The sequence below is a fragment of the Marixanthomonas ophiurae genome (assembly GCF_003413745.1).
GTDB classification, from domain to species: Bacteria; Bacteroidota; Bacteroidia; order Flavobacteriales; family Flavobacteriaceae; genus Marixanthomonas; species Marixanthomonas ophiurae.
Map to the genome: position 1 here is coordinate 369,251 of NZ_QVID01000002.1, position 21,327 is coordinate 390,577.

14 protein-coding genes are annotated in these 21,327 nt (G+C 35.4%); 1 reads left to right on the forward strand and 13 read right to left on the reverse strand.

The window, feature by feature from the left end:
- Positions 1 to 125 precede the first annotated feature (125 nt).
- Positions 126 to 965, forward strand: a complete 840-nt coding sequence (locus tag DZ858_RS11895; RefSeq protein ID WP_117159887.1) for a 1,4-dihydroxy-2-naphthoyl-CoA synthase — start codon at positions 126 to 128, stop codon at positions 963 to 965.
- 3 nt (positions 966 to 968) lie between these two features.
- Here DZ858_RS11895 and DZ858_RS11900 read toward each other — a convergent pair whose 3' ends face one another.
- The 13 genes from DZ858_RS11900 to DZ858_RS11960 all read right to left on the reverse strand — a co-directional run bounded on the left by DZ858_RS11900 (position 969) and on the right by DZ858_RS11960 (position 21,295).
- Positions 969 to 1,940, reverse strand: a complete 972-nt coding sequence (locus DZ858_RS11900) for a sterol desaturase family protein (RefSeq protein ID WP_117159888.1) — start codon at positions 1,938 to 1,940, stop codon at positions 969 to 971.
- Positions 1,941 to 2,070: 130 nt separating this feature from the next.
- Entirely contained in the window at positions 2,071 to 2,967 is an 897-nt protein-coding gene (locus tag DZ858_RS11905; RefSeq protein ID WP_239990778.1) for a M14 family metallopeptidase, read from the reverse strand.
- 53 nt (positions 2,968 to 3,020) lie between these two features.
- Positions 3,021 to 4,073: a glutathione synthetase gene (locus DZ858_RS11910; RefSeq protein ID WP_117159890.1), complete on the reverse strand. Its 1,053-nt coding sequence runs from the start codon at positions 4,071 to 4,073 to the stop codon at positions 3,021 to 3,023.
- A gap of 2 nt (positions 4,074 to 4,075) precedes the next feature.
- Entirely contained in the window at positions 4,076 to 5,914 is a 1,839-nt protein-coding gene (locus tag DZ858_RS11915) for a flavohemoglobin expression-modulating QEGLA motif protein (protein ID WP_117159891.1), read from the reverse strand.
- Between the two features lie 149 nt (positions 5,915 to 6,063).
- Positions 6,064 to 7,734 (reverse strand): asparagine synthase B, encoded by a 1,671-nt coding sequence (gene asnB, locus DZ858_RS11920; RefSeq protein ID WP_117159892.1) that lies wholly within the window; start codon positions 7,732 to 7,734, stop codon positions 6,064 to 6,066.
- A gap of 272 nt (positions 7,735 to 8,006) precedes the next feature.
- Positions 8,007 to 8,531 (reverse strand): hypothetical protein, encoded by a 525-nt coding sequence (locus DZ858_RS11925; protein WP_117159893.1) that lies wholly within the window; start codon positions 8,529 to 8,531, stop codon positions 8,007 to 8,009.
- A gap of 67 nt (positions 8,532 to 8,598) precedes the next feature.
- A complete protein-coding gene (locus tag DZ858_RS11930; RefSeq protein WP_117159894.1) occupies positions 8,599 to 11,013 on the reverse strand; it encodes an alpha-ketoacid dehydrogenase subunit alpha/beta in 2,415 nt (804 codons plus the stop codon).
- Positions 11,014 to 11,184: 171 nt separating this feature from the next.
- On the reverse strand, positions 11,185 to 13,947 hold the full coding sequence (locus DZ858_RS11935) for a gluzincin family metallopeptidase (RefSeq protein ID WP_239990779.1): 2,763 nt from the start codon (positions 13,945 to 13,947) through the stop codon (positions 11,185 to 11,187).
- 66 nt (positions 13,948 to 14,013) lie between these two features.
- Entirely contained in the window at positions 14,014 to 14,703 is a 690-nt protein-coding gene (locus DZ858_RS11940) for an LOG family protein (protein WP_117159896.1), read from the reverse strand.
- A 91-nt stretch (positions 14,704 to 14,794) separates the two neighbouring features.
- Positions 14,795 to 17,629, reverse strand: a complete 2,835-nt coding sequence (gene uvrA / locus DZ858_RS11945; protein ID WP_117159897.1) for an excinuclease ABC subunit UvrA — start codon at positions 17,627 to 17,629, stop codon at positions 14,795 to 14,797.
- Positions 17,630 to 17,715: 86 nt separating this feature from the next.
- Positions 17,716 to 18,729 (reverse strand): hypothetical protein, encoded by a 1,014-nt coding sequence (locus tag DZ858_RS11950; RefSeq protein ID WP_117159898.1) that lies wholly within the window; start codon positions 18,727 to 18,729, stop codon positions 17,716 to 17,718.
- A gap of 251 nt (positions 18,730 to 18,980) precedes the next feature.
- Positions 18,981 to 20,714, reverse strand: a complete 1,734-nt coding sequence (gene ggt, locus DZ858_RS11955) for a gamma-glutamyltransferase (RefSeq protein ID WP_117159899.1) — start codon at positions 20,712 to 20,714, stop codon at positions 18,981 to 18,983.
- Entirely contained in the window at positions 20,711 to 21,295 is a 585-nt protein-coding gene (locus DZ858_RS11960; protein ID WP_117159900.1) for an acyl carrier protein phosphodiesterase, read from the reverse strand. The genes ggt and DZ858_RS11960 overlap by 4 nt, the downstream gene beginning before the upstream one ends.
- Between the last annotated feature and the right edge of the window lie 32 nt (positions 21,296 to 21,327).

Here is a 21,327-nt window from a genome sequence, read left to right on the forward strand (position 1 = left end):
ATATGATGATCTTCCAAATTTTTGGATTATTTATATAGTCTATTATCTAATGTCTAATAGCGTAGCGGTCTAAAGTCATAGTCGGACACGACTAAATTAGTATCTTTACCGTAAAAATATAAAATATGAACACACCCAACTGGAAAACAGCTAAAGAATATTCAGATATCACTTATAAAAAAGCAAATGGTGTAGCCCGGATTGCTTTTAACCGTCCCGATGTTAGAAATGCCTTCAGACCTAAAACCACTTCCGAATTGCTAGATGCTTTTCACGATGCACAAGAAGATACCAATATTGGTGTAGTGTTACTATCTGCTGAAGGACCTTCTTCTAAAGATGGAGTATATAGTTTTTGCAGTGGCGGCGATCAAAAAGCACGCGGGCAACAAGGCTATGTTGGAGAAGATGGGTATCATCGGTTAAATATTCTGGAAGTTCAACGGTTAATTCGTTTTATGCCCAAAGCGGTAATTTGTGTAGTTCCAGGCTGGGCTGTAGGTGGTGGTCATAGCTTACACGTAGTTTGTGATATGACGTTAGCTAGTAAAGAACACGCAATCTTTAAACAAACCGATGCAGATGTAACTAGTTTTGATGGTGGCTACGGAAGTGCCTACTTAGCAAAAATGGTGGGACAGAAAAAAGCACGAGAAATCTTTTTCCTCGGAAGAAATTATAGTGCACAAGAAGCTTTTGAAATGGGTATGGTAAATGCCGTAATCCCACATGATGAATTGGAGCAAACTGCCTACGAATGGGCGCAAGAAGTATTAGGTAAATCACCAACCTCTATAAAAATGCTGAAATTTGCAATGAACCTTACCGATGACGGAATGGTAGGGCAACAAGTATTTGCAGGTGAAGCAACAAGACTTGCTTATATGACAGAAGAAGCTAAAGAAGGCCGAGATGCTTTCTTAGAAAAAAGAAAACCAAATTTTGATAAAAAGTGGTTGCCTTAAAAGTTAGGCAACCTGTAACTTCTTTTCTTTTTTCTCCTCTTTAAGTTCCTCTTCTAGCTTTTCTTTAGCCATTTCTTTTCGAATTTGCTTTACAGTTAGGGTGCTGCCATCGTGGCTCCAGCCGGGAGGACCAAAAGCGTACATGAACTTGTGGTTCCAGCTTTTAGACTTTTTCATATCCTGCCAAATGTTCTGGTATTCGTGCATTAAGATTACGTAGAGATTATAGGAGTTTGGTGGAGTTGAAACACCGTACTGAATATCAATATCATCATCAAGTTCTTTCCAAGTGCCGAATATTCTATCAAAAGCATTTAAAATCCCGCCGTGGTTTTTATCCATATACTCAATGTTGCAAGCGTGGTGTACTTGGTGCATCGTATGGGTGTTTATGAGCTTTTCAATAAAGCCTAAATTTTTGATATATTTGGTGTGCAACTGAAACTGCCACAATGCTTCAATACCTAAGCAAACCACTAGCATTTCTGGCGGAAAACCGATGATAACAATCCAAACATAGAAAAACGGTTTGTACAATATCGTGAACCAGCCGTTTCTAACTGCAGTCCCCAAATTAAAATTATCGGAAGAGTGATGCACAATGTGTGCTGCCCAAAGAAAACGAACCATATGGTTTTGTCTATGAAACCAATAATATGTAAAATCATCTAACAACATACAGATTATCCAAACGTACCAAGCATATCCAAAAGATTCGTACCCCATAATGTTGGTGCGAACACCATCTACTACTGGATTAAAAATATCATAGGCAAAATTAAAAACGAGGATAATAGAAACCGTTTTAATCAGCGCTCCTAAAATAGCAGAGCCAATACCAAGTGATAAACTTGAGAAAAAGTCTTTCCATTTATAAAGGCTTTTATCATCAAAGACCTTACTATAAGAAAGTTCTAATGCAATAAACCCTAAAAAACAAGGTACCCCATATACTAACGGGTTCGTAAAATCCATTCGCTATTAATTATTGAAATTATTAATTTTTGGGACTAAAAAGTGCAAGATAAAGGTTATAAATACAACACAAGATTATAACCCAATTTTTTCTTTTAAATTGTATATAGAATTAACGATAGATTAAAAATTATACTTCTTTTACTACAAAAAAACCATCATTGCCTTGCTTTTGATATAAAGGCATAAAGATATTGGCATCCCATTCACTTGTAATAGGTTTACCATTATGATACGCTAATAACTCACCTTTTTTAATTTGCTGAAAATTTTTATAACCCGGTTCCATAGAAAAGGTGTCATTGTCTTCAATTCCGTGGCGGTATTCAATTTCAAATGTTTTTTGATTTCTTTTTTGTTTCTGAAGCTTAGTAACCGATTCGGGAAACTTTGAAAGTTTATTTAAATCTAAATCACAAGCTTCTTGTAGTGCTATCCAAATTGTACCTTCGTGATTTATAATTGAGTTTTGATCATCATGTTGTCCAGCTTCCAATACAAAACCGGTTAAACCTTGTCGGCTCATATACCCATCTGTAGTTCCGTAAACGATATCTGAAAATCCTCTAATTATATGAGTAGGGAAGTGGTGTGCCCAACTATCGTTATCGTGTACATCTTGCACCGAAGCATATGGTAAACTATCTGACGAAGTGGTATGGCAATCTAAAAAATAGCGTTTTGTATACTCTGAAGCGGGGTAGTTGTTCAATACCTCTATAATACTAAACATTTCCTCTTTTTCATTCGTATCAGTTATGTGATCCTCAATATTTTGCTTTGTCCATGTTCGGTTTAAATCTTCATCTATAAAACGAACCTCTTTATTCAAAGCTTCATTATTCCCAGAAACTCCAACTATAGTGCCTTTAATTTCTGGTTTTGCAACTGAAAGCTCAGTAAACACCTTTTCAAGAGCGATAATGCCACTAGGTTCATTACCGTGTATCCCTGCAGTGACAAACAGTAAAGGTCCTTTATTGTTGCTACTATATTTTCCTATTATTCTTGAAATGTCTTTCTTCAAAATATATTTTTTTCAGTTAAAAAAGCTTTTAATAAATTTCGCCTACTGTATTTCTAGTCCATAGTGGCGAGCTCTCTATTAGATAAATTATTTTTATAATGCTTTTTATATTCCATTTTTCTTTCAATAGCTTCAATTACAGTATCAGTAAAAGCAGGAAGACCAATATCTTGGCAATAGTCTAAACCACCAGGACTTAATACATTTATTTCAATAAGCTTATCTTTTACAATATCCAATCCTACAAAAAAGAGTCCGTCCTTTATTAGCTTAGGCGCGGTAACATCAACAATACGTTGCATTTCTGGAGTTAATTTGGCTTTTTCAGCTTTGGCACCCAGGGCTAGATTACTTCTAAATTCTGAAGCATCTTTATTCACCCTACGTATAACAGCTTGTTCACCATCTTCTTCTAAAATTTTTCCGTTCATTAAAATGACGCGCACATCTCCTTTTGAAACTTCAGGTAAAAATTCTTGCGCAATAACGTATCCTTTTTCAGTAATGGTTTCAATAATTTGGTTGAGGTTTTTCTTGTCTTTGTCTATTAAATAGACATTTTGACCTCCGGAACCTTCCAATGGTTTTAGTACCATTTTTTTACCGTTGTCTTTCCAAAACTTCAATAAATCCTCTTTGTTTCGGCTAATTAAGCTATTTGGTTTTATCAAGGACGGCAATTCTTCAAAATATAATTTATCGATAAAAGCGTGTGACATGGCAAATGCATCGTTTAATACTAAGACGCCATTTTGCTGAATCATTCTGGCAAAGGCAATTCCACTGTGTTCGGCCCAATGTCTATCGTCGGCTTCTTCGGTTGGGTTGTTACGAAGAAAAAGTACATCCATGTCTGAGCTGCTAATTACTTTATATTTTAACTCTTCATCTTGCACGCGTTCCCAAAACTTATCTACTGTTCTAGATTTTGGCGTTTTAGGTACTTTTTTACAACGTAAACTAATAGGTTTATCGTGATGAAATATAAAGTCACCTACGCTCATCACGTATAAGTCGTGCCCTCTCTCGTGTGCTTTTTTCATTAATACTACCGAAGTCCCTACGGCTTCAGATTCTATATCGCTAATTACAAAACATATCTTCATTTTTATATCATTTTAGAAAGGGCTAGCCCTTGTTTGAGTTTTTCTATTTTTTGTGTAAAGTCTTTTTGTTCTAAATATCTAGGTTTTAATTTTGGTGGTGTTAACAAACCTCTATGGGTCAAATCTTTAATAACATCTACGTGTTTTAATGCAAATTTCCCAGCTAATAAAGGTTCAAATTCCCCACCATCAACCAAGTAGTCCCGGAGCTCAACTAGTCCTTTTAAGTAAATAATATCCTTTAAAAAACCACCTCCTTGAAACATTCTAGAGGTAATATTAAAAGCGGGCTCTTTTGAAAACCCATAATTTGTATGTAATAAACTGAATACTTGTTTAAAATCGGCTCCGTCCAATAAAGCATCGCCAGCGACTACACGTCCAGCCAATATTCTAAGCCGGTTTCCCGAAAGCCCCCCAATTAAATATTCTGAAAGAACTGCAATTCCTTCCTGTAAGGCATCATAATCGGCAAAACCAGCAGCCATTTGGCTTAGTGACTGTTGGCTTCCGTTATAGTATGTTAAGGCATGAGTACCAATTTCATGTTGTAATAATGCTGCAGCACCATTTTTTGTCATTTTATAATCTGAAGGCAAGTATAATTCTCCTTGTGAAACCATCATAATATTTACATCATCTCGAATGTGGATTTTTCCTTTATAATCGGGTGATTGTCTTCTAAAATATTCAAATTCTTCTTCAGCTATTTTAGCAAAATCTTTTGCATTAATAAGTAGCCTCTCTTCTTGGGTATGGTCTTCAGAAATATTTTGAAGAATGAGTTTAGCTTCGGTTAACACATTTTTTTCAAGTCCTTTATATAAACGAACACTACTGTAAAAGAAGTTTTTTGAATCACGTTCTTTCAACATCGTAAGTTGATGATCAATTTCTTCACGTTTTTCATCAAAGAGGTAGGAGAGGGCGGGATCATCAATTTCGTCAATCCGTAGGTTATATAATTTGCGTTTGAGCAAATCCGGATCTACCGGAAGTAAACGATAGTGGTACTTGTTTATTTCTTCAAAATTGGTTTCAAAAAAACGTTCTCTAAGGGCTTGAATATTTACGGGTGCTACCAATAATAAAAATTGATAGCTAGACTGAATTTCAGTAAGCTGCTTATCGATTTTAAATACTTCACGATGAATGTCTCGCTTTCCTAAGGCATGATAGTTAGCTAGTTTTGAAGTTGTCTGTACTCTCACAAATTCAAAAATTGCTTTTTGAATGGCTTGAATAAAACTATCTCTAAATTTCCTAAAGTAAACAGGGTACACATTGTCATCGGCATCCCGATACACAGGTGGTACTTCTAGTCCAATCAATGTACCACCTTTTGATTTTATGTCCTCGATACTAAAAAGAGGTGTTAACTCTTCGAGCAGACGTTGTTTGGTTTGTTCAATTCTTGCATCGAGTTGTACATTATACTTTCTGCTTGGGATTTTACAGAGTTCATCTTTTAAAACATCTAACGAAACCGGTAATTTATGTGAAGGACCTCGAATTACAAATTCGTTGCTATTAGTTTTTCCGCTGAAAACTTCTAACAGAATAAAAGAGCCAAATTTCGCCGCCATTTTCTCAGTGAGTTTTGAGATAAACTCTTGAAAAAAACTAAAATTTTCCTCCCCAATAATTAAATATGAAGCTCCACTTCTTGCCAATCGCAATGTAGCTTTATCATCTGGTTTTTTTCTATAAATAAGCAATGATGGTACATCGTGTTCTAAAAATAAATAGCCATTATGAGGTAATGGGCAAACAGTACGTTCGCCAGGTGTTAAATCGTTTAAAATCTGTTCTGTCTTTTCTGAAGTTTCAGATACCTCCATTGCTGCTCTTATCGCTTAATTTATTAGTAATAATTTTATCTAAGCATAAGATAGAAAAACGCCTCGATGAGACCGAGGCGTTTAAAAATTATTTAACGGTAAATTAGCAACCAAAGAGCTATTTGTTAAATTAATAGCTTTAAAAATGATTACTTACTATACGCATCACTATGAACGTTTGCAACAGCCCGGCCACTAGGATCGTTCATGTTTTTAAAACTTTCATCCCATTCTAATGCTACTGGGCTACTGCAAGCCACTGAAGGAACAGATGGCACACTCAACGCTGCCGTATCACTAGGGAAGTGTTCTGTAAAAATGGATCGATAATAAAATTCTTCTTTGCTGGTTGGAGTTTGTATGGGGAATTTATACTGCGCATTTTCCATTTGTTCATCAGTTACCTTTTCATTTACCATTTCTTTTAATTTGTCAATCCAGCTATATCCTACACCATCACTAAATTGTTCTTTTTGGCGCCAAGCAACACTCTCGGGAAGCATATCTTCAAATGCTTTTCGCAGCACCCATTTTTCCATGCGCTCTCCGTTAATCATTTTATCTTCAGGGTTTAGTCGCATAGCCACATCCATAAATTCTTTATCTAAAAAAGGTACGCGGCCTTCAATACCCCAAGCTGCTAGACTTTTGTTGGCGCGTAGACAATCGTATTGATGTAGCTTATCAAGCTTTCTAACGGTTTCTTTATGAAGTTCTTCAGCATTTGGCGCTTTGTGAAAATATAAATAGCCCCCAAATATTTCGTCACTTCCTTCACCACTTAAGACCATTTTTATTCCTAACGCTTTGATAGCACGAGCCATTAAAAACATAGGTGTAGAAGCTCGAATAGTGGTAATATCATAGGTTTCTAAATGATAAATAACATCACGAATAGCATCAATTCCTTCTTGAATAGTGAATTTTATTTCGTGGTGCACCGTATCTAAATGGTCGGCCACTTTTTGAGCGGCAGCAAGATCTGGGCTTCCTTCCAATCCAATGGCAAACGAATGTAATCTTGGATACCAAGCATTTTCTTTGTCTCCGGTTTCAATACGTTTATCGGCATATTTTTTGGCCACGGCCGATGTTATAGATGAATCTAATCCGCCAGAAAGCAACACACCGTAGGGAACATCACTCATTAATTGACGATGTACAGCGGCGTCTAAAGCTTCACGCAACTCTTCAATGCTAGTTTCATTGTCTTTTACAGCTTTATATTCCATCCAATCGCGGGTGTACCATTTTTTTAATTCACCTTCTTTGCTATACAGGTAATGACCAGGAGGGAAGAGCTCGATTTTGGTACAGATACCTTCCAATGCTTTTAATTCTGAAGCTACATAAAAAGTACCATTTTGATCCCACCCCATGTACAATGGAATGATTCCCATATGGTCGCGAGCGATTAAATATTCGTCATTCTCAACATCATAAATAGCAAAGCCGAAGATTCCGTTTAGTTCATCTAAAAATTTACCTCCTTTTTCTTTGAAGAGGGGTAAGATTACTTCACAATCAGATTTTGTTTGAAATTCATACTTACCTTCAAACTGCTTCCGTAGTTCCAAGTGGTTATAAATTTCGCCATTGGCAGCTAACACAAATTTTTTGTCTTTACTGAAAAGGGGTTGTTTGCCAGAAGTAGGATCTACAATTGCTAAACGCTCATGCGCCATAATGGCTTTGTCATTATCAAAAATTCCGCTCCAGTCTGGCCCTCGATGACGGATGCATTTACTCATTGATAATATTTGCAGGCGTAATGCTTCTGCTGGTTCTTTTAGTTTAAAGGCACATACAATTCCACACATAATTTCTATATTTTATTTGGTTAGTAGTTTTAAAACACAAAAAAACCCGTCAAGTTTAAAAAACCTGACGGGTTATATATCGCGACAAGTTTTTGCTACGGCAACGGGTTATTATTATTGTTGTTTACGTTGAAAAGTAACATATTACTTGTTTTTGTCTTTTATGATTATTTGTAAATATTCAATAAAAAAAATGAGGATTCCAAATTTTATATGCCAATTATTTTATTTTTCTTAATTAAAAAAGATTTTAAACCCCTTGAAACAAAGGTTTAGCGGTCATATAAAATTATTTCTATTGGAAGTGATTTTTCTGGAATTTGGTTTCCATTTATGTCATAAAAAGCATGTTTAACCCTCGTGTCCTTTCTAAGATGAATACGGTAAATTTCTCTTTCAGGAACATACACCGTAATAAAATCAGCATAATCTACTCCAAAATCTTTGTGATCAAATTGCAATTTTAACCGGACTGTCTCTGGGATATTTCTTGCTTCCATGTATTCCGAATGAAATATTAGCGTACCATCTGGAAGATAGGAAGCTGAAGAACCAGGATTTCCTTCTTGTTCAAACTTTGAAATATACCGAACGGCTTTATCATCTGTGGCATCAAAGCCTTTTTGAAGCTGCCATTCAGAGATAAATCCACCAGGAAATAATGTGTCTTGATTGGCCAAAATTTCTTGCGGCACATCAGATTCTGGAATGGTTGGCTGCAACAAATTGACATCCTGAGCTTTCGTAAAAAAAGGAATGCAAATTAATACTATAATTAGTAGCGTACTGTTTTTCATAGTCAATTATCTTTATAATTTCAATAAAAGATACAAATATAACGGCTAGAAAAACAGTACTTTATGACTATCTTAACTTTGGAAAGTTTTCTGGGTTTGCTTCGTGAATAATTGCATATACTTTTTCAAAAATATCTTCTACAGAAGGTTTTGAAAAGTAATCACCATCGGTTCCATACGAAGGACGGTGTGCTTTTGCCGTCAATGTTTGTGGTTTGCTATCTAAGTGACGGTATCCGTTTTGCTTTTCAACAATAGTATTTAAAATATAGGCGGCAGCACCCCCAGGAACATCTTCATCAACCACCAATAACCGGTTTGTTTTGGCTACACTTTTAACCATATCTTCATTAAGGTCGAGTGGAAGTAAGGATTGTGTATCAATAATTTCCACATTAATACCTACTTGCTGTAATTCTTTAGCTGCTTCTTCAACTACGCGTAGCGTGCTTCCGTAGGAAACCAAGGTGATATCTTCACCTTCTTTTATAGTTTCAACTACACCAATTGGTGTGCGGAATTCACCCAAATTATTAGGCATTTTTTCTTTTAGTCGGTAGCCGTTTAAACATTCTACAATTAAAGCTGGTTCGTCAGTTTCTAACAAAGTATTGTAAAAACCAGCAGCTTTAGTCATATTTCTAGGAACTAAAATATACATACCACGCAAGAGATGAATTAAACCACCCATCTGCGAACCACTGTGCCAAATACCTTCAAGACGGTGTCCTCTTGTACGAACGATTAAAGGTGCTTTTTGTGTACCATTTGTTCGATAACGAAGTGTTACCAAGTCATCACTCATAATTTGCAGACAGTACAATACATAATCTAAATACTGAATTTCGGCGATAGGACGGAGACCTCTCATAGCCATCCCGATACCTTGTCCTAAAATAGTAGCTTCACGAATACCTACATCGGCAACACGTAATTTACCGTGTTTTTCTTGCAAGCCTTCCAAACCTTGATTTACATCACCAATTTCACCACTATCTTCCCCAAAAATTAGCGTGTCTGGATGCTTACTGAAAATAGTGTCAAAATTATCACGAAGTACTACACGACCATCAACATCTTTAGCGTCATCGTCATATTCTGGTTGTACTTCAGAAATTGTCTTTGCATTCTCTTCTGCTTCGGAATACAAATGAGCACTGTATTTTGGCTGAATTAACTCGTAGTAGTTTTCAATCCAATCTATTAATTGTCGTTTTTCAGAAGAATCTTCAGTAGTAACATAGCGAAGTGCTTTTCTGGCAGCTCCTAATATTGTTTTACGAAGTGGTTCTGTATCGGAAGCCAAATCGTTTTTTAGCTTTTCAATGAAGTTTTTGTTCTGGCTGCTTTCAGCTAAATTTCCTAAAAGTGTTACCGCTTCTTTTTGTTCTTTCTTTTGTGGTGCTAAAAAAGCCTTTAACGCTGCTTTTTTCCCATCACGAACTTCTTTTTTGATAACTTTCTCTATTTCAGAAAGCTCTTCATCGGTTGCGATATCATTTTCTATCATCCACTTACGCATCTGTACGTTACAGTCGTGCTCAGCTTCCCACTCTAAACGTTCTTTGCTTTTATACCGTTCGTGACTACCACTGGTACTATGTCCTTGTGGTTGGGTTAATTCTTGAACATGAATCAATACAGGAACGTGTTCATCGCGAGCAATTTTACTTGCTTTTTGATACGCTTCTATTAATTCTGGATAGCTCCATCCTTTCACGCGGATAATTTCGTAACCTTCTTCATTTTCGGTACGTTGAAATCCTTTTAATATTTCAGAAATATTCTCTTTAGTAGTTTGGTGTTTAGCGTGAACCGAAATACCGTATTCATCGTCCCAAACATTAACAACCATTGGTACTTGCAATACACCCGCGGCATTGATAGTTTCCCAAAACAAGCCTTCACTAGTACTTGCGTTACCAATTGTACCCCAAGCAACTTCATTTCCGTTGATAGAGAAGTTGGTTTTGTTTTCAATGCCTTTAACGTTTCTGAAAATTTTTGAAGCTTGTGCTAACCCTAATAAACGAGGCATTTGACCCGCTGTAGGAGAAATATCAGCACTACTATTTTTTTGATTAGCAAGGTTTTTCCAACTTCCATCTTTGTTTAAACTATGCGTTGCAAAATGACCACCCATTTGGCGTCCAGCGCTCATTGGGTCTGCATCAAGATCTGAATGTCCATATAGCCCTGCAAAAAACTGTTGAATGGTTAATTGACCAATCGCCATCATAAATGTTTGGTCACGGTAGTAACCGCTTCGCCAATCACCGTTTTTAAATGCTTTTGCCCAAGCCAATTGGGGTACTTCTTTACCATCACCAAAAATTCCGAATTTTGCCTTTCCAGTTAATACTTCACGACGACCTAAAAGGCTACATTCACGGCTAGTTACAGCGGTTTTATAATCAGTAAGCACTTCAGTTTTAAAGTCTTCGAAAGAAAGGTCACTGTTGGTTTTTGGATCTGTTTGCATAGTCTAAATTTTGAGTTACAAAAGTAGCGAAAACCACCGAATTTTGCAATGCTTGTTTATTGTTAAATTGTCAGTGTAAAGCGCTAAAGATTATTTATTTGTTAATTTTAGGTTCTATTTTAACGAATTTACTATAAAAGGTTAAAATAAATTTTCTAAAAAGGTGCCTTTTTAGTACCATTTTCGGGTAAACAAACCTAATAATGTTCTTAGGTCGAGTGTTACAATAAAGCGAATGCGTTGATCGTAATTTTCGAGTCCGGGTTCCCAACCTAAATTAGAATAAAGAGGGAAGTAAAGCTCAAAATAATCAGCAACCAAACTTAAACGAATTCCGGTATCGAATACCGCTTGCGTGCCTCGGTCTGTATTATGAATTAAGCCTGCATCTCCATATGCATAAATCCATTTCCAAATATTGGTGCTGGCATTCAAAGTTGTCATCCAGCTATTAGCAAATTTTGGTTTTAATTGAGATTTAAATCCGCCTTCAGCGACAATTAATTGCTGACTAAAAAGGCCGCTTTGTTCACTTCTTCCGTAATAATTGTAATCAAAAAGGTAATCAGTTGGTCTATCTAAAGCAAAACTAAAAAAGTCTTCATTTTCCCTTGTGTCATTAAAAAGGAAGGCACCCGCAAAGAAACGCACGTTTAATTGACGGTTGTTTAAAAAAAGCTTTCGGTATTCAAATGTGGTAGATATTTTACTAAATTTTGATGAAATTTCATAATCAACCACCCCTTTAAAGTAATTAATTAAATTAGGGTTTGAATATACATATTGAAGGTTAAAAACACTGTAATTTGGTTCTTGATCCGGATCATTAGGATTTTCATCTCTAATTACATTTACACTCCTAAGATTGATAAACTGCTTTTCATTATCGCGCAAATCGCTGTTACGGAAAGCAAAAGTCATAAACGGTGTATAGCGTCTATAAAACAGATCACGGTCATAAGAGAAATAACTTCCAGAAAAACCATATCGCATAGAGTAAAGCGATTCTTTATCTAAGTTTTGAGTGTAAACAAGAGATCCGCTTCCGATTATAGTATTAGATTTAAGCCCAATTTGTGGCGTTAACTTATAATGAAACCCTTTAGCTAGTGCCGTCTTATTATACACTTTGGGCCCTACTACAAAACCGTCATATAAATTGTATTGAAATTCGGGCATAAAAAATACCTGATTGTAGCGGGAGTCACCAACATCTTGAAACAACCTAAACTGAAACGGTCTGTTGAACAAACCTTTTACGGCTTTGTAATTGTTACGTTGGTTGTATTCTGGGATGGTTTTTTCGTAATTTAAAACTAGTTTTCTTACATCTTTTTTGGGTACAGTAACCGTTGCAGTGCTATCAATTGGCAAAAGCCAGTTTTTAAATACGACACTGTCTTTGTTTATTCCGTAGAGCGAAACAGGCATACTGTTTTTGCGGGTGTTCTTTACAGTTACTTTAAGCGAATCTTTAAGTTTTTCAACCTTTTTTATTCTGAAATCAATAGTAGTACGCGAATCTATATAGTCTGTAAAAAACCAATTGATAGGTAAATTTGTGTTTTTCTGAAGTGTTTCTTCAAAAACTACCGGTTTAATAGGTTTTAATTTGTTTTCAGAATAAAACTCTTTAATACTTTCTGAAACCGTTTCTTTTCCAAGATAATCGGAGAGATACCTTAATCCATATCCACCATAATAGTCATTTGCAATGTTTTTATTAAACTTTAATAACGAGTCGCGAGAAGTTGTTAAGGCTTGTTGTAAGTTGTTTCGTGCAACATTTTGGTATAATAAAGGGTATTGGTCGTTAAACTCTAAATCAGCTGCATGTGCCCAACGAATTACCCAAAAATTACTTAGGCTCCCTAAAATTTTCATTTTAGGATAATAGGTATCTACATATTTCATCATTAAATGGATTTGTAACGCACCAATTAACCAACTATCCTTACGTGGATTGAGTGAAATAGAAGATTCTATATATTTTCTTGTTATGGATTTAAGTTGTTCCATATCATACTCAAAACCAGCAGGAAAGGGGCTTATGAAATCAGGAAGCTGATTTAAGCCATACACGGGGCTATTACGATATTCCACCTCACTAATAACCATTTTTTTAAATGGATATTCACCAAGTTTGTTATCTAAAAAATGAACTATTCTATCTATTGAAAGAGCAGTAATTTGAGGAGAAATCTTTTCATCTTTTAAATTGGTAACAAGGGTAAGTTTATCGGTTTCAATAGTCTCAAAGGAATTTTGTTTTTCAATATAAATAGTAGCTTGATTTCGTTGTTTGCCCTGTAACAAGATACTCTTTTGTTTCTCAGATATTGTTTCAGATACTACATTAAAGTCTGAAGTAAGTGTATATTCTTGGGGAATTTTAAAATTTATTGAAAAAGAGGAAGGCGTTAAAAACAGGTCATCCGTATTTTTATTGCTGTATACTTGCCAATCTTCATCAAAAACAGCAGGAGAGATGTACCAATATTTAAGTTTATAATCGTTATTAGCAGTTACTCCAAAGCGAGTAAATTTAGTGCTTGGCAACTTTACAGAGTACATTAAATTAATGGTATACGTTTCTCCAGGCATTACTGGGTTTTTCGGTGTAATTTTAATGATATCTGCTGCTTCATTGCGATTCCATACAACAGAATTATTGGTTGTGTCTGTTATGCTATGTAGATCTGTTCTTCCGCGGTCTTCTTTTTTTTCAAAATGAAAAGAGCTATTATAGTTTTCAGCAAAACGTTTTGCTAATGGAGTGGTTTTATTCGAAAAACTATTGGCCCAATCGTTTAAATAAACTTCATTCCAAGCCGTGTTTGAGTTGTTTTCAAACACTATTTGTTGGTTTATTTGTATGCTTTTAGTTTCTGGTATTAATGCTGCATCAATAGATATATCATATTGAGCGGACATACTTACCACAAATAAGAAACATATAAATAAAAAAAGCTTTTTAAGCATACAGGGGGAATGTATAGTTTAGAAATTGGGACTTAGGTTATATTCATTATAAAACTGATTTAATATATCAAGAACTTCATCTTCATTGTCAACAATATGAACCAATTCTAGATCTTCTTTACTAACATTATTATTAGCCTCTAGCAGCGTTCCTTTAACCCAATCCCATAATCCGCTCCAAAATTTACTTCCTACGAGAATTATAGGGAACTTATCTATTTTATGCGTTTGTATAAGCGTAAGGGCTTCAAAAAACTCATCTAATGTTCCAAAACCACCGGGCATAACCACGAACCCTTGAGAGTATTTAACGAACATTACTTTACGCACAAAAAAGTAATCAAAATCAATGCTTTTATCGCTATCAATATACGGATTGTCGTGTTGCTCAAAAGGTAATGTAATGTTTAATCCTACAGAAGTCCCACCAGCCAAATGCGCCCCTTTATTACCAGCTTCCATAATACCTGGTCCACCACCAGTAATAACCCCATAGCCATTGTTTGTTATTTTTTCAGCGATACGTTCGGCTAATTTATAATAATCATGGTCTGGTTTCGTACGGGCAGAACCAAAAATAGAAACGCAAGGCCCAATTTTGCTGAGTTTTTCGTAGCCATTTACAAATTCACCCATTATCTTGAAAATAGCCCAAGAGTCGTTGGTTTTTACTAAGTTCCAGTTTTTGTTTTTTTGTTCGTTTCTCATAATTTAAAATCTGTAGTGTTTTTTGAATATAAAATAGATGCTTTAACTAATCTTTCTACAACTATTTTATTCTTCAATTACTAGCTTTTGCTCACGAATGTAATTCTTTTTTAAGAAAATGAGCCGTATGGCTTTTTTTGTTTTTAATAATTTCTTCGGGAGTTCCTTTTGCAATTACTTTTCCTCCTTTTTTCCCGCCTTCAGGACCAATATCGATAATATAATCCACCGTTTTTATAACATCTAGATTATGTTCTATAATAAGTACTGTATTACCCTTTTTAACCAACTTGTTCAATACCAACATTAATACTCTTATGTCTTCAAAATGTAAACCAGTTGTAGGCTCATCAAGGATGTAAAATGTATTTCCGGTACCACGTTTTGAAAGCTCTGTAGCAAGTTTTACACGCTGTGCTTCTCCACCAGAAAGAGTAGTAGATTGCTGTCCTAAAGTAATATAACCTAAGCCAACATCCTGAATAGTTTTAAGTTTTCTGTAAACTTTCGGGATGTGCTCAAAAAATTCACAAGACTCATTAATGGTCATACTTAACACGTCGTAAATTGAATTTCCTTTATATCGAATTTCCAATGTTTCACGGTTAAAACGTTTTCCTTGGCACGTTTCACACTCTACATACACATCGGGTAGGAAGTTCATTTCTATAACCTTTAAACCGGCACCTTTGCAGGTTTCGCAACGACCTCCTTTTACATTAAAACTGAAACGTCCCGGTTTATATCCTCGAATCATCGATTCAGGAATTTTGGCAAATAAACTCCGTATTTCTGAAAACACACCAGTATAAGTAGCCGGATTGGAACGTGGCGTACGGCCAATGGGCGATTGGTTAATATCAATCACTTTGTCAAGATGTTCTAACCCTTCAATTTTTTTATATGGCATTGGTTTTTTAACACCATTGTATATTTCGGCATTTAAAATAGGGTAGAGGGTTTCATTAATTAACGTAGATTTTCCGCTACCTGAGACACCTGTAACCCCAATCATAGTCCCTAAAGGAAACTCGACTGTTACTTTTTTCAAATTGTTTCCAGTGGCTCCTGAAAGCTTTAAGGTTTTTCCGTTTCCTTCCCGTCTTTTCTTAGGGATTTCAATTTCCTTACTTCCATTAAGATACTCTGCGGTAAGGGTTTTGTGTTTTAATATTTCCGAAGGAGTTCCTTCTGAAACAATTTCGCCACCGTGCTTTCCTGCCGCAGGTCCAATATCAATAACATAATCAGCACTTTCAATCATGTCTTTGTCGTGTTCCACCACGAGCACCGAATTGCCAATATCTCGAAGAGAAACCAGCGATTCAATTAGTTTTTCATTATCGCGTTGATGCAAACCAATGCTTGGTTCATCTAAAATATACAGCACACCAACTAATTGCGAACCAATTTGTGTAGCCAGTCTAATACGTTGGGCTTCCCCTCCGGAAAGTGATTTTGAGCTTCGGTCGAGCGCTAAATAGGTTAGACCTACATCGACCAAAAATTGAATACGTGTTCGTACTTCTTTTATAATTTCGGAACCAATTTTAAGCTGTGTTTTACTTAGGTCTTTTTCAATGTTTTTAAACCAGCTTGCTAGCTCGATGATGTCCATATGGGCAAGTTCGGCTATGTTTTTATCGTTCACTTTAAAAAACAAAGACTCTTTTCGTAAGCGGCTTCCTTCGCACTCTGGACAGACTACTTTATCCATATATTCTTTTGCCCATCGCTGTAACGATCGAGATTCATTTGCTTCAAATGTATTTTGTAAAAAAGTGGCGACTCCTTCAAAATCTATTTTATATTTTCGGGTAATTCCAAGGGTTTTTGAATCGACTTCAAAAGCTGAATTTCCACCATGGAAAATCATTTCTTTTGCTTCTTTCGGAATTTTACTAAAAGGATCGCTTAACTCAAAATCAAATTTCTGTGCAATTAATTCAAGTTGTTTAAAAACCCAATTTTTCTTTTGAGGGCCGTGTGGCGCCAACGCTCCTTTCTTGATAGACAAGCTATCATCTGGGACAATCTTATTAAGATTTATTTCATATAAAGTTCCTAATCCTTTACAATTAGGACACATTCCTTTAGGTGAATTAAATGAGAAGTTATTCGGCTCAGGATTCGGGTACGAAATTCCAGTGGTTGGACACATTAACGAACGGCTAAAAAAGCGAGCTTGATTGGTTTCGTTATCCAAAACCATCAACACATCGTCACCATGATACATAGCAGTATTAATGGTTTCGCTAAGGCGTTTACTGTTTTCTGTTTCAGTTGAGACTTTTAAGCGGTCAATAACAATTTCTATATCATGGGTTTTATAGCGATCTGTGCGCATTCCCTTTACAATATCTTTTACCTCACCGTCAACTCTAACTTTTACAAAACCTTGTTTGGCAATTTGCTCAAAAAGTTCACGATAATGGCCTTTTCTGGATCGAATAACGGGAGCTAGAACACTTATTTTTTTACCATTGAACTCTTCAATAATTAAATTTTTAATTTGCTCATCGCTATAACTCACCATTTTTTCGCCCGTATTATAGCTATACGCATCGCTGGCACGTGCATATAGTAAACGAAGAAAATCATAAATTTCGGTAATGGTGCCTACGGTAGATCGTGGACTTTTACTGGTGGTTTTTTGTTCAATAGCAATTACAGGGGAGAGACCATCAATTTTATCGACATCTGGACGTTCTAAATTCCCTAAAAATTGGCGAGCATAAGCTGAGAATGTTTCAATATATCGGCGTTGACCTTCTGCATAGATTGTATCAAAAGCCAATGAAGATTTTCCGCTACCAGATAAACCAGTAATGACAACTAACTTATCTCTTGGAATTTTAACATCTATGTCCTTTAAATTATGAACACGTGCCCCTAAAACTTCAATAAAATTTTCATTTTTTGCCATAGTTTGCAAAGGTACTCATTTGAACTGAAATTTTAGAACTTGGCTTAGCTTGCCTGTATTGTTTTCTGAAGAAAATTAAATTTTAATTAATTGTTGACTGAATTATTCAAAAAGCGGAAAAAAGTAGTGCTTATAAAGAATACCGTACTAATTACAAATGCATAGCTTATAATTAACGACAATATACTGAGGCTAAAAAGGAAATAAGCTAAGGGAAGTAACACACCAAAAAATACCAACAATAAAAAGATAAGGTATAAATAACGGGAAATAGGGGGTAGTTTTTCGGATGATTTTTCCTGAAGCTGATACAATTTTGGTAAAACTTCGTTCGTAATATACTCTCCTAATTTTGATAAAAAAACTTCGTTAAATGATGAATCTTCAAAAGCTTTACTGTCTATAGAATTAGCGAGCATCATTATTTTTTCCTGATGCCTTTCGTAAATAGATTCAAGGTCTAACGCGTTTTTGTACGTTCCATATTTATATCCAAAATAATACCACAGTCCAGAGCCACATTTGTGCTCTAACCATTTTTGAACAAGTTCTTTTTTATAAAATTCTGGTTTTGTAATAGATTCGGGGATGTGCTTTTGCTTAACTTCTGTCTGTACCAATGATTTTAGCTCTAAGTATAAGTTTTCAGTGTCGGCATAATTGTTTTTTTCTTGCAAAAACTCAATTGCCAGTTTTGATTTCCCTTTATAAAACTCTTTAACCTGAAAAAAGGTAAGTCCGGCAAATTCTTCATCAATGTACTCCTTTAATCCAGGTAACCACATTTTTGATTGAAGTAAAACCTCTATTATTTCTCTAAAATCATGCATTTTCTGGTTTAATGCCTCTAAGCCACTAACTCCGCTTTCTTTGTTTTTTTTTAAATTAACCGCAAATAGAATTAAGTACAACAAAATAAAAAGAGATAGAAAACCACTAATAGCTATAAATATTGATGAAAGATCGATTAACTGTTTTTCAAACTGAAGTAATAAGGTCGTTTTTTGCCAAAGGATAAAAATTAGTCCAATACAAAGAAGCCCACTAAAGACTAATGGAATTAGAGTATGTAAATCTTTATAAAAAGATTTTTTCTTCATAGCAACTTAACAAAAAAATAGTTTTGTGTAAAAGCAAAGGAAACTCATGACAAACCAACTACAATGCAGGGCTTGTAATAAAACAAATAAATAATAAAATTTTGTGTGATATAATTTAGGCTCCCCAGCTTTTTTTATACTTATTTAACTCTCTCAAAATTAACTAATTTTCTTACAAATTGTAGTAAAATACTTACAATTAGATATAAGGTTTAAAAGTATCGATTAAAAGCTAATATTTTGTGTGTATGTTAAAATCCTTTAGCAGTATCATCCCCTCTTTTATCCGCTCCACCTTCTAATTTTCCAGTTGGGAGTACTAAGATGCCATCAACTTTTCCTATTACGGGCGTTTCTTTTTTATTTATAATATAACCTTTTGTTTCAAGGCTATCCATTAATTTTTCTGAAAATCCTTGAGGTTCAAATATAATTTTATCCGGTAACCATTGGTGGTGAAAACGTGGAGCATCGACAGCTTCTTGCATGTCCATATTAAATTCTGATACATTTAAGATAGTTTGCAACACAGAAGTAATAATAGTAGAACCGCCCGGTGTACCAACACTCATCCAAAGGCTATCATTCTTTTCAACAATAGAGGGCGTCATTGAGCTTAGCATTCGTTTTTGGGGTTCAATAGCATTTGCTTCGCCACCAAGTAGGCCAAACATATTAGGTTCACCTGGTTTAGCGCTAAAATCGTCCATTTCGTTGTTTAAGAAAAAGCCTAAGTCCTTCACATACAGCTTTGAACCATAAGCTGCATTTAAGGTAGTGGTTGCAGCTACGGCATTCCCAAATTGATCTACAATAGAATAATGTGTAGTTTCAGTGCTTTCGTAGCCTTGAACGCTACCAGGGCTTATTTTGGTTGAAGAAGTTGCGGCTTCAAATGAAAAATTATTCATTCTTCGTTTTGCATAGTTTTTCGATAATAAAGAATCGGTTGGGATAGTTACAAAATCAGGGTCGCCTAGATAGTGACTTCTATCTGCATACGCTCTACGTTCCGCTTCGGTAAGTAATTGAATATATTTAGCCGAATTGTGTCCATACGTTTCAATGGAGTACGGCTCAATCATATTTAAAATCTGACCTAAGACAATTCCACCGCTAGATGGAGGTCCCATAGAAATTACTTTTAAATCTTTGTACTCAAAAACTACTGGTTCGCGCCATTCGGCTTCATAACTTTCAAGATCTTTTTGTGTGATTATGCCTCCTTTTTCTTGAATAAAACTAGCTAATGTTTTTGCTGTTTCGCCTTTATAAAAACCTGCTCGTCCGTTTTTTACAATTCGTTTTAAAGTATTAGCAAGTGCTATGTTTTTTAGGGTATCGCCAGTTTTATAGGCCTTAGTGTAGATGGATTCTTCGCCATTTACTTTTTCAAACTCAGGAGCATATTCTATAAATCGTTCTACCTGACTTTCGGTTAAAGTAAAACCATTAGTGGCAAGGCTAATTACGGGTTGTAGAATGACTTCCATAGGTAAAGAGCCCAGTTTTTCATGAACTGCAAAAATACCAGCAATGGTTCCTGGAACGCCAACAGCTAACCCCCCTGTTTTACTTTCTTCAGTGTTGTAATCTCCATTTTCATCCAAATACATATCGCGACTAGCCCTCTTGGGAGCTTTTTCACGGTAATCGATGCTTCCTAATTCGCCGTATTGTGTTCTGTACACTATAAATCCACCGCCGCCCAGATTTCCTGCATAGGGATAGGTTACAGCCAGTGCCATTTCGGTAGCGATCATCGCATCAAAGGCATTTCCGCCTTTTTTTAAAATTTCAACTCCAATTTTTGAAGCTTCTTCCCGTGCCGAAACAACCATCGCACTATCGGCAATAACAGCCTTTTTTACAGGCTTTTTTATTGCTTCTTGGTTAATAGTGCCTTTGGATGGTTCTTTTGTTTGAGGTGCTTCTTTACACGATATAATTAATAAAAAGAAAAGAAGGTAGGGGAGTGATTTCATAATTCTTTTAGTTTTTCTTCTGAAAATATAATCAATTCATCAAAAAAGGAAGTGAATTCCGCTTCAAATTCATCATAATATTGTTCGAGTTCTAGCACAGCAAAATTCATTTTAGATTTTCCTTTAGTGCGAACATTCATCTGATCTAAAATGGTGCTGATTCCTCTTACAGTGGCATAACTCAGCAGCCAATTATCCGTTATCATATATGGCATCATTCGTTGAATTCTTGTAGGTAAGATGGCAAAGTTATTCCGAAGTAAATCATAAAAATTTTCTACATACACATCTAACGGAAGCTTATGATATTGGCTCCAATTTTTAGCTAAAAAGTGATCATATAGAATATCGACAATTACTCCGCTGTAGTGACTATAATTCTCGTGAAGTCTTGCTGTACTTAGCCGTACCGTAGGATGACTATCAGTAAAGGTGTCTATTTCACGATGTAATAAAATACCTTTCTGAATGTTAGAAGGATATTTTTTATACTTTTTACCTTTAATGCCATCGGCAATAAAGTTTCCTATGGTTATACCTTCATCTTCACTAGAAAGATAGATGTGTGCTAAAAAATTCATCGGTACAATTTACAAAATCATGAGGTAGTAAT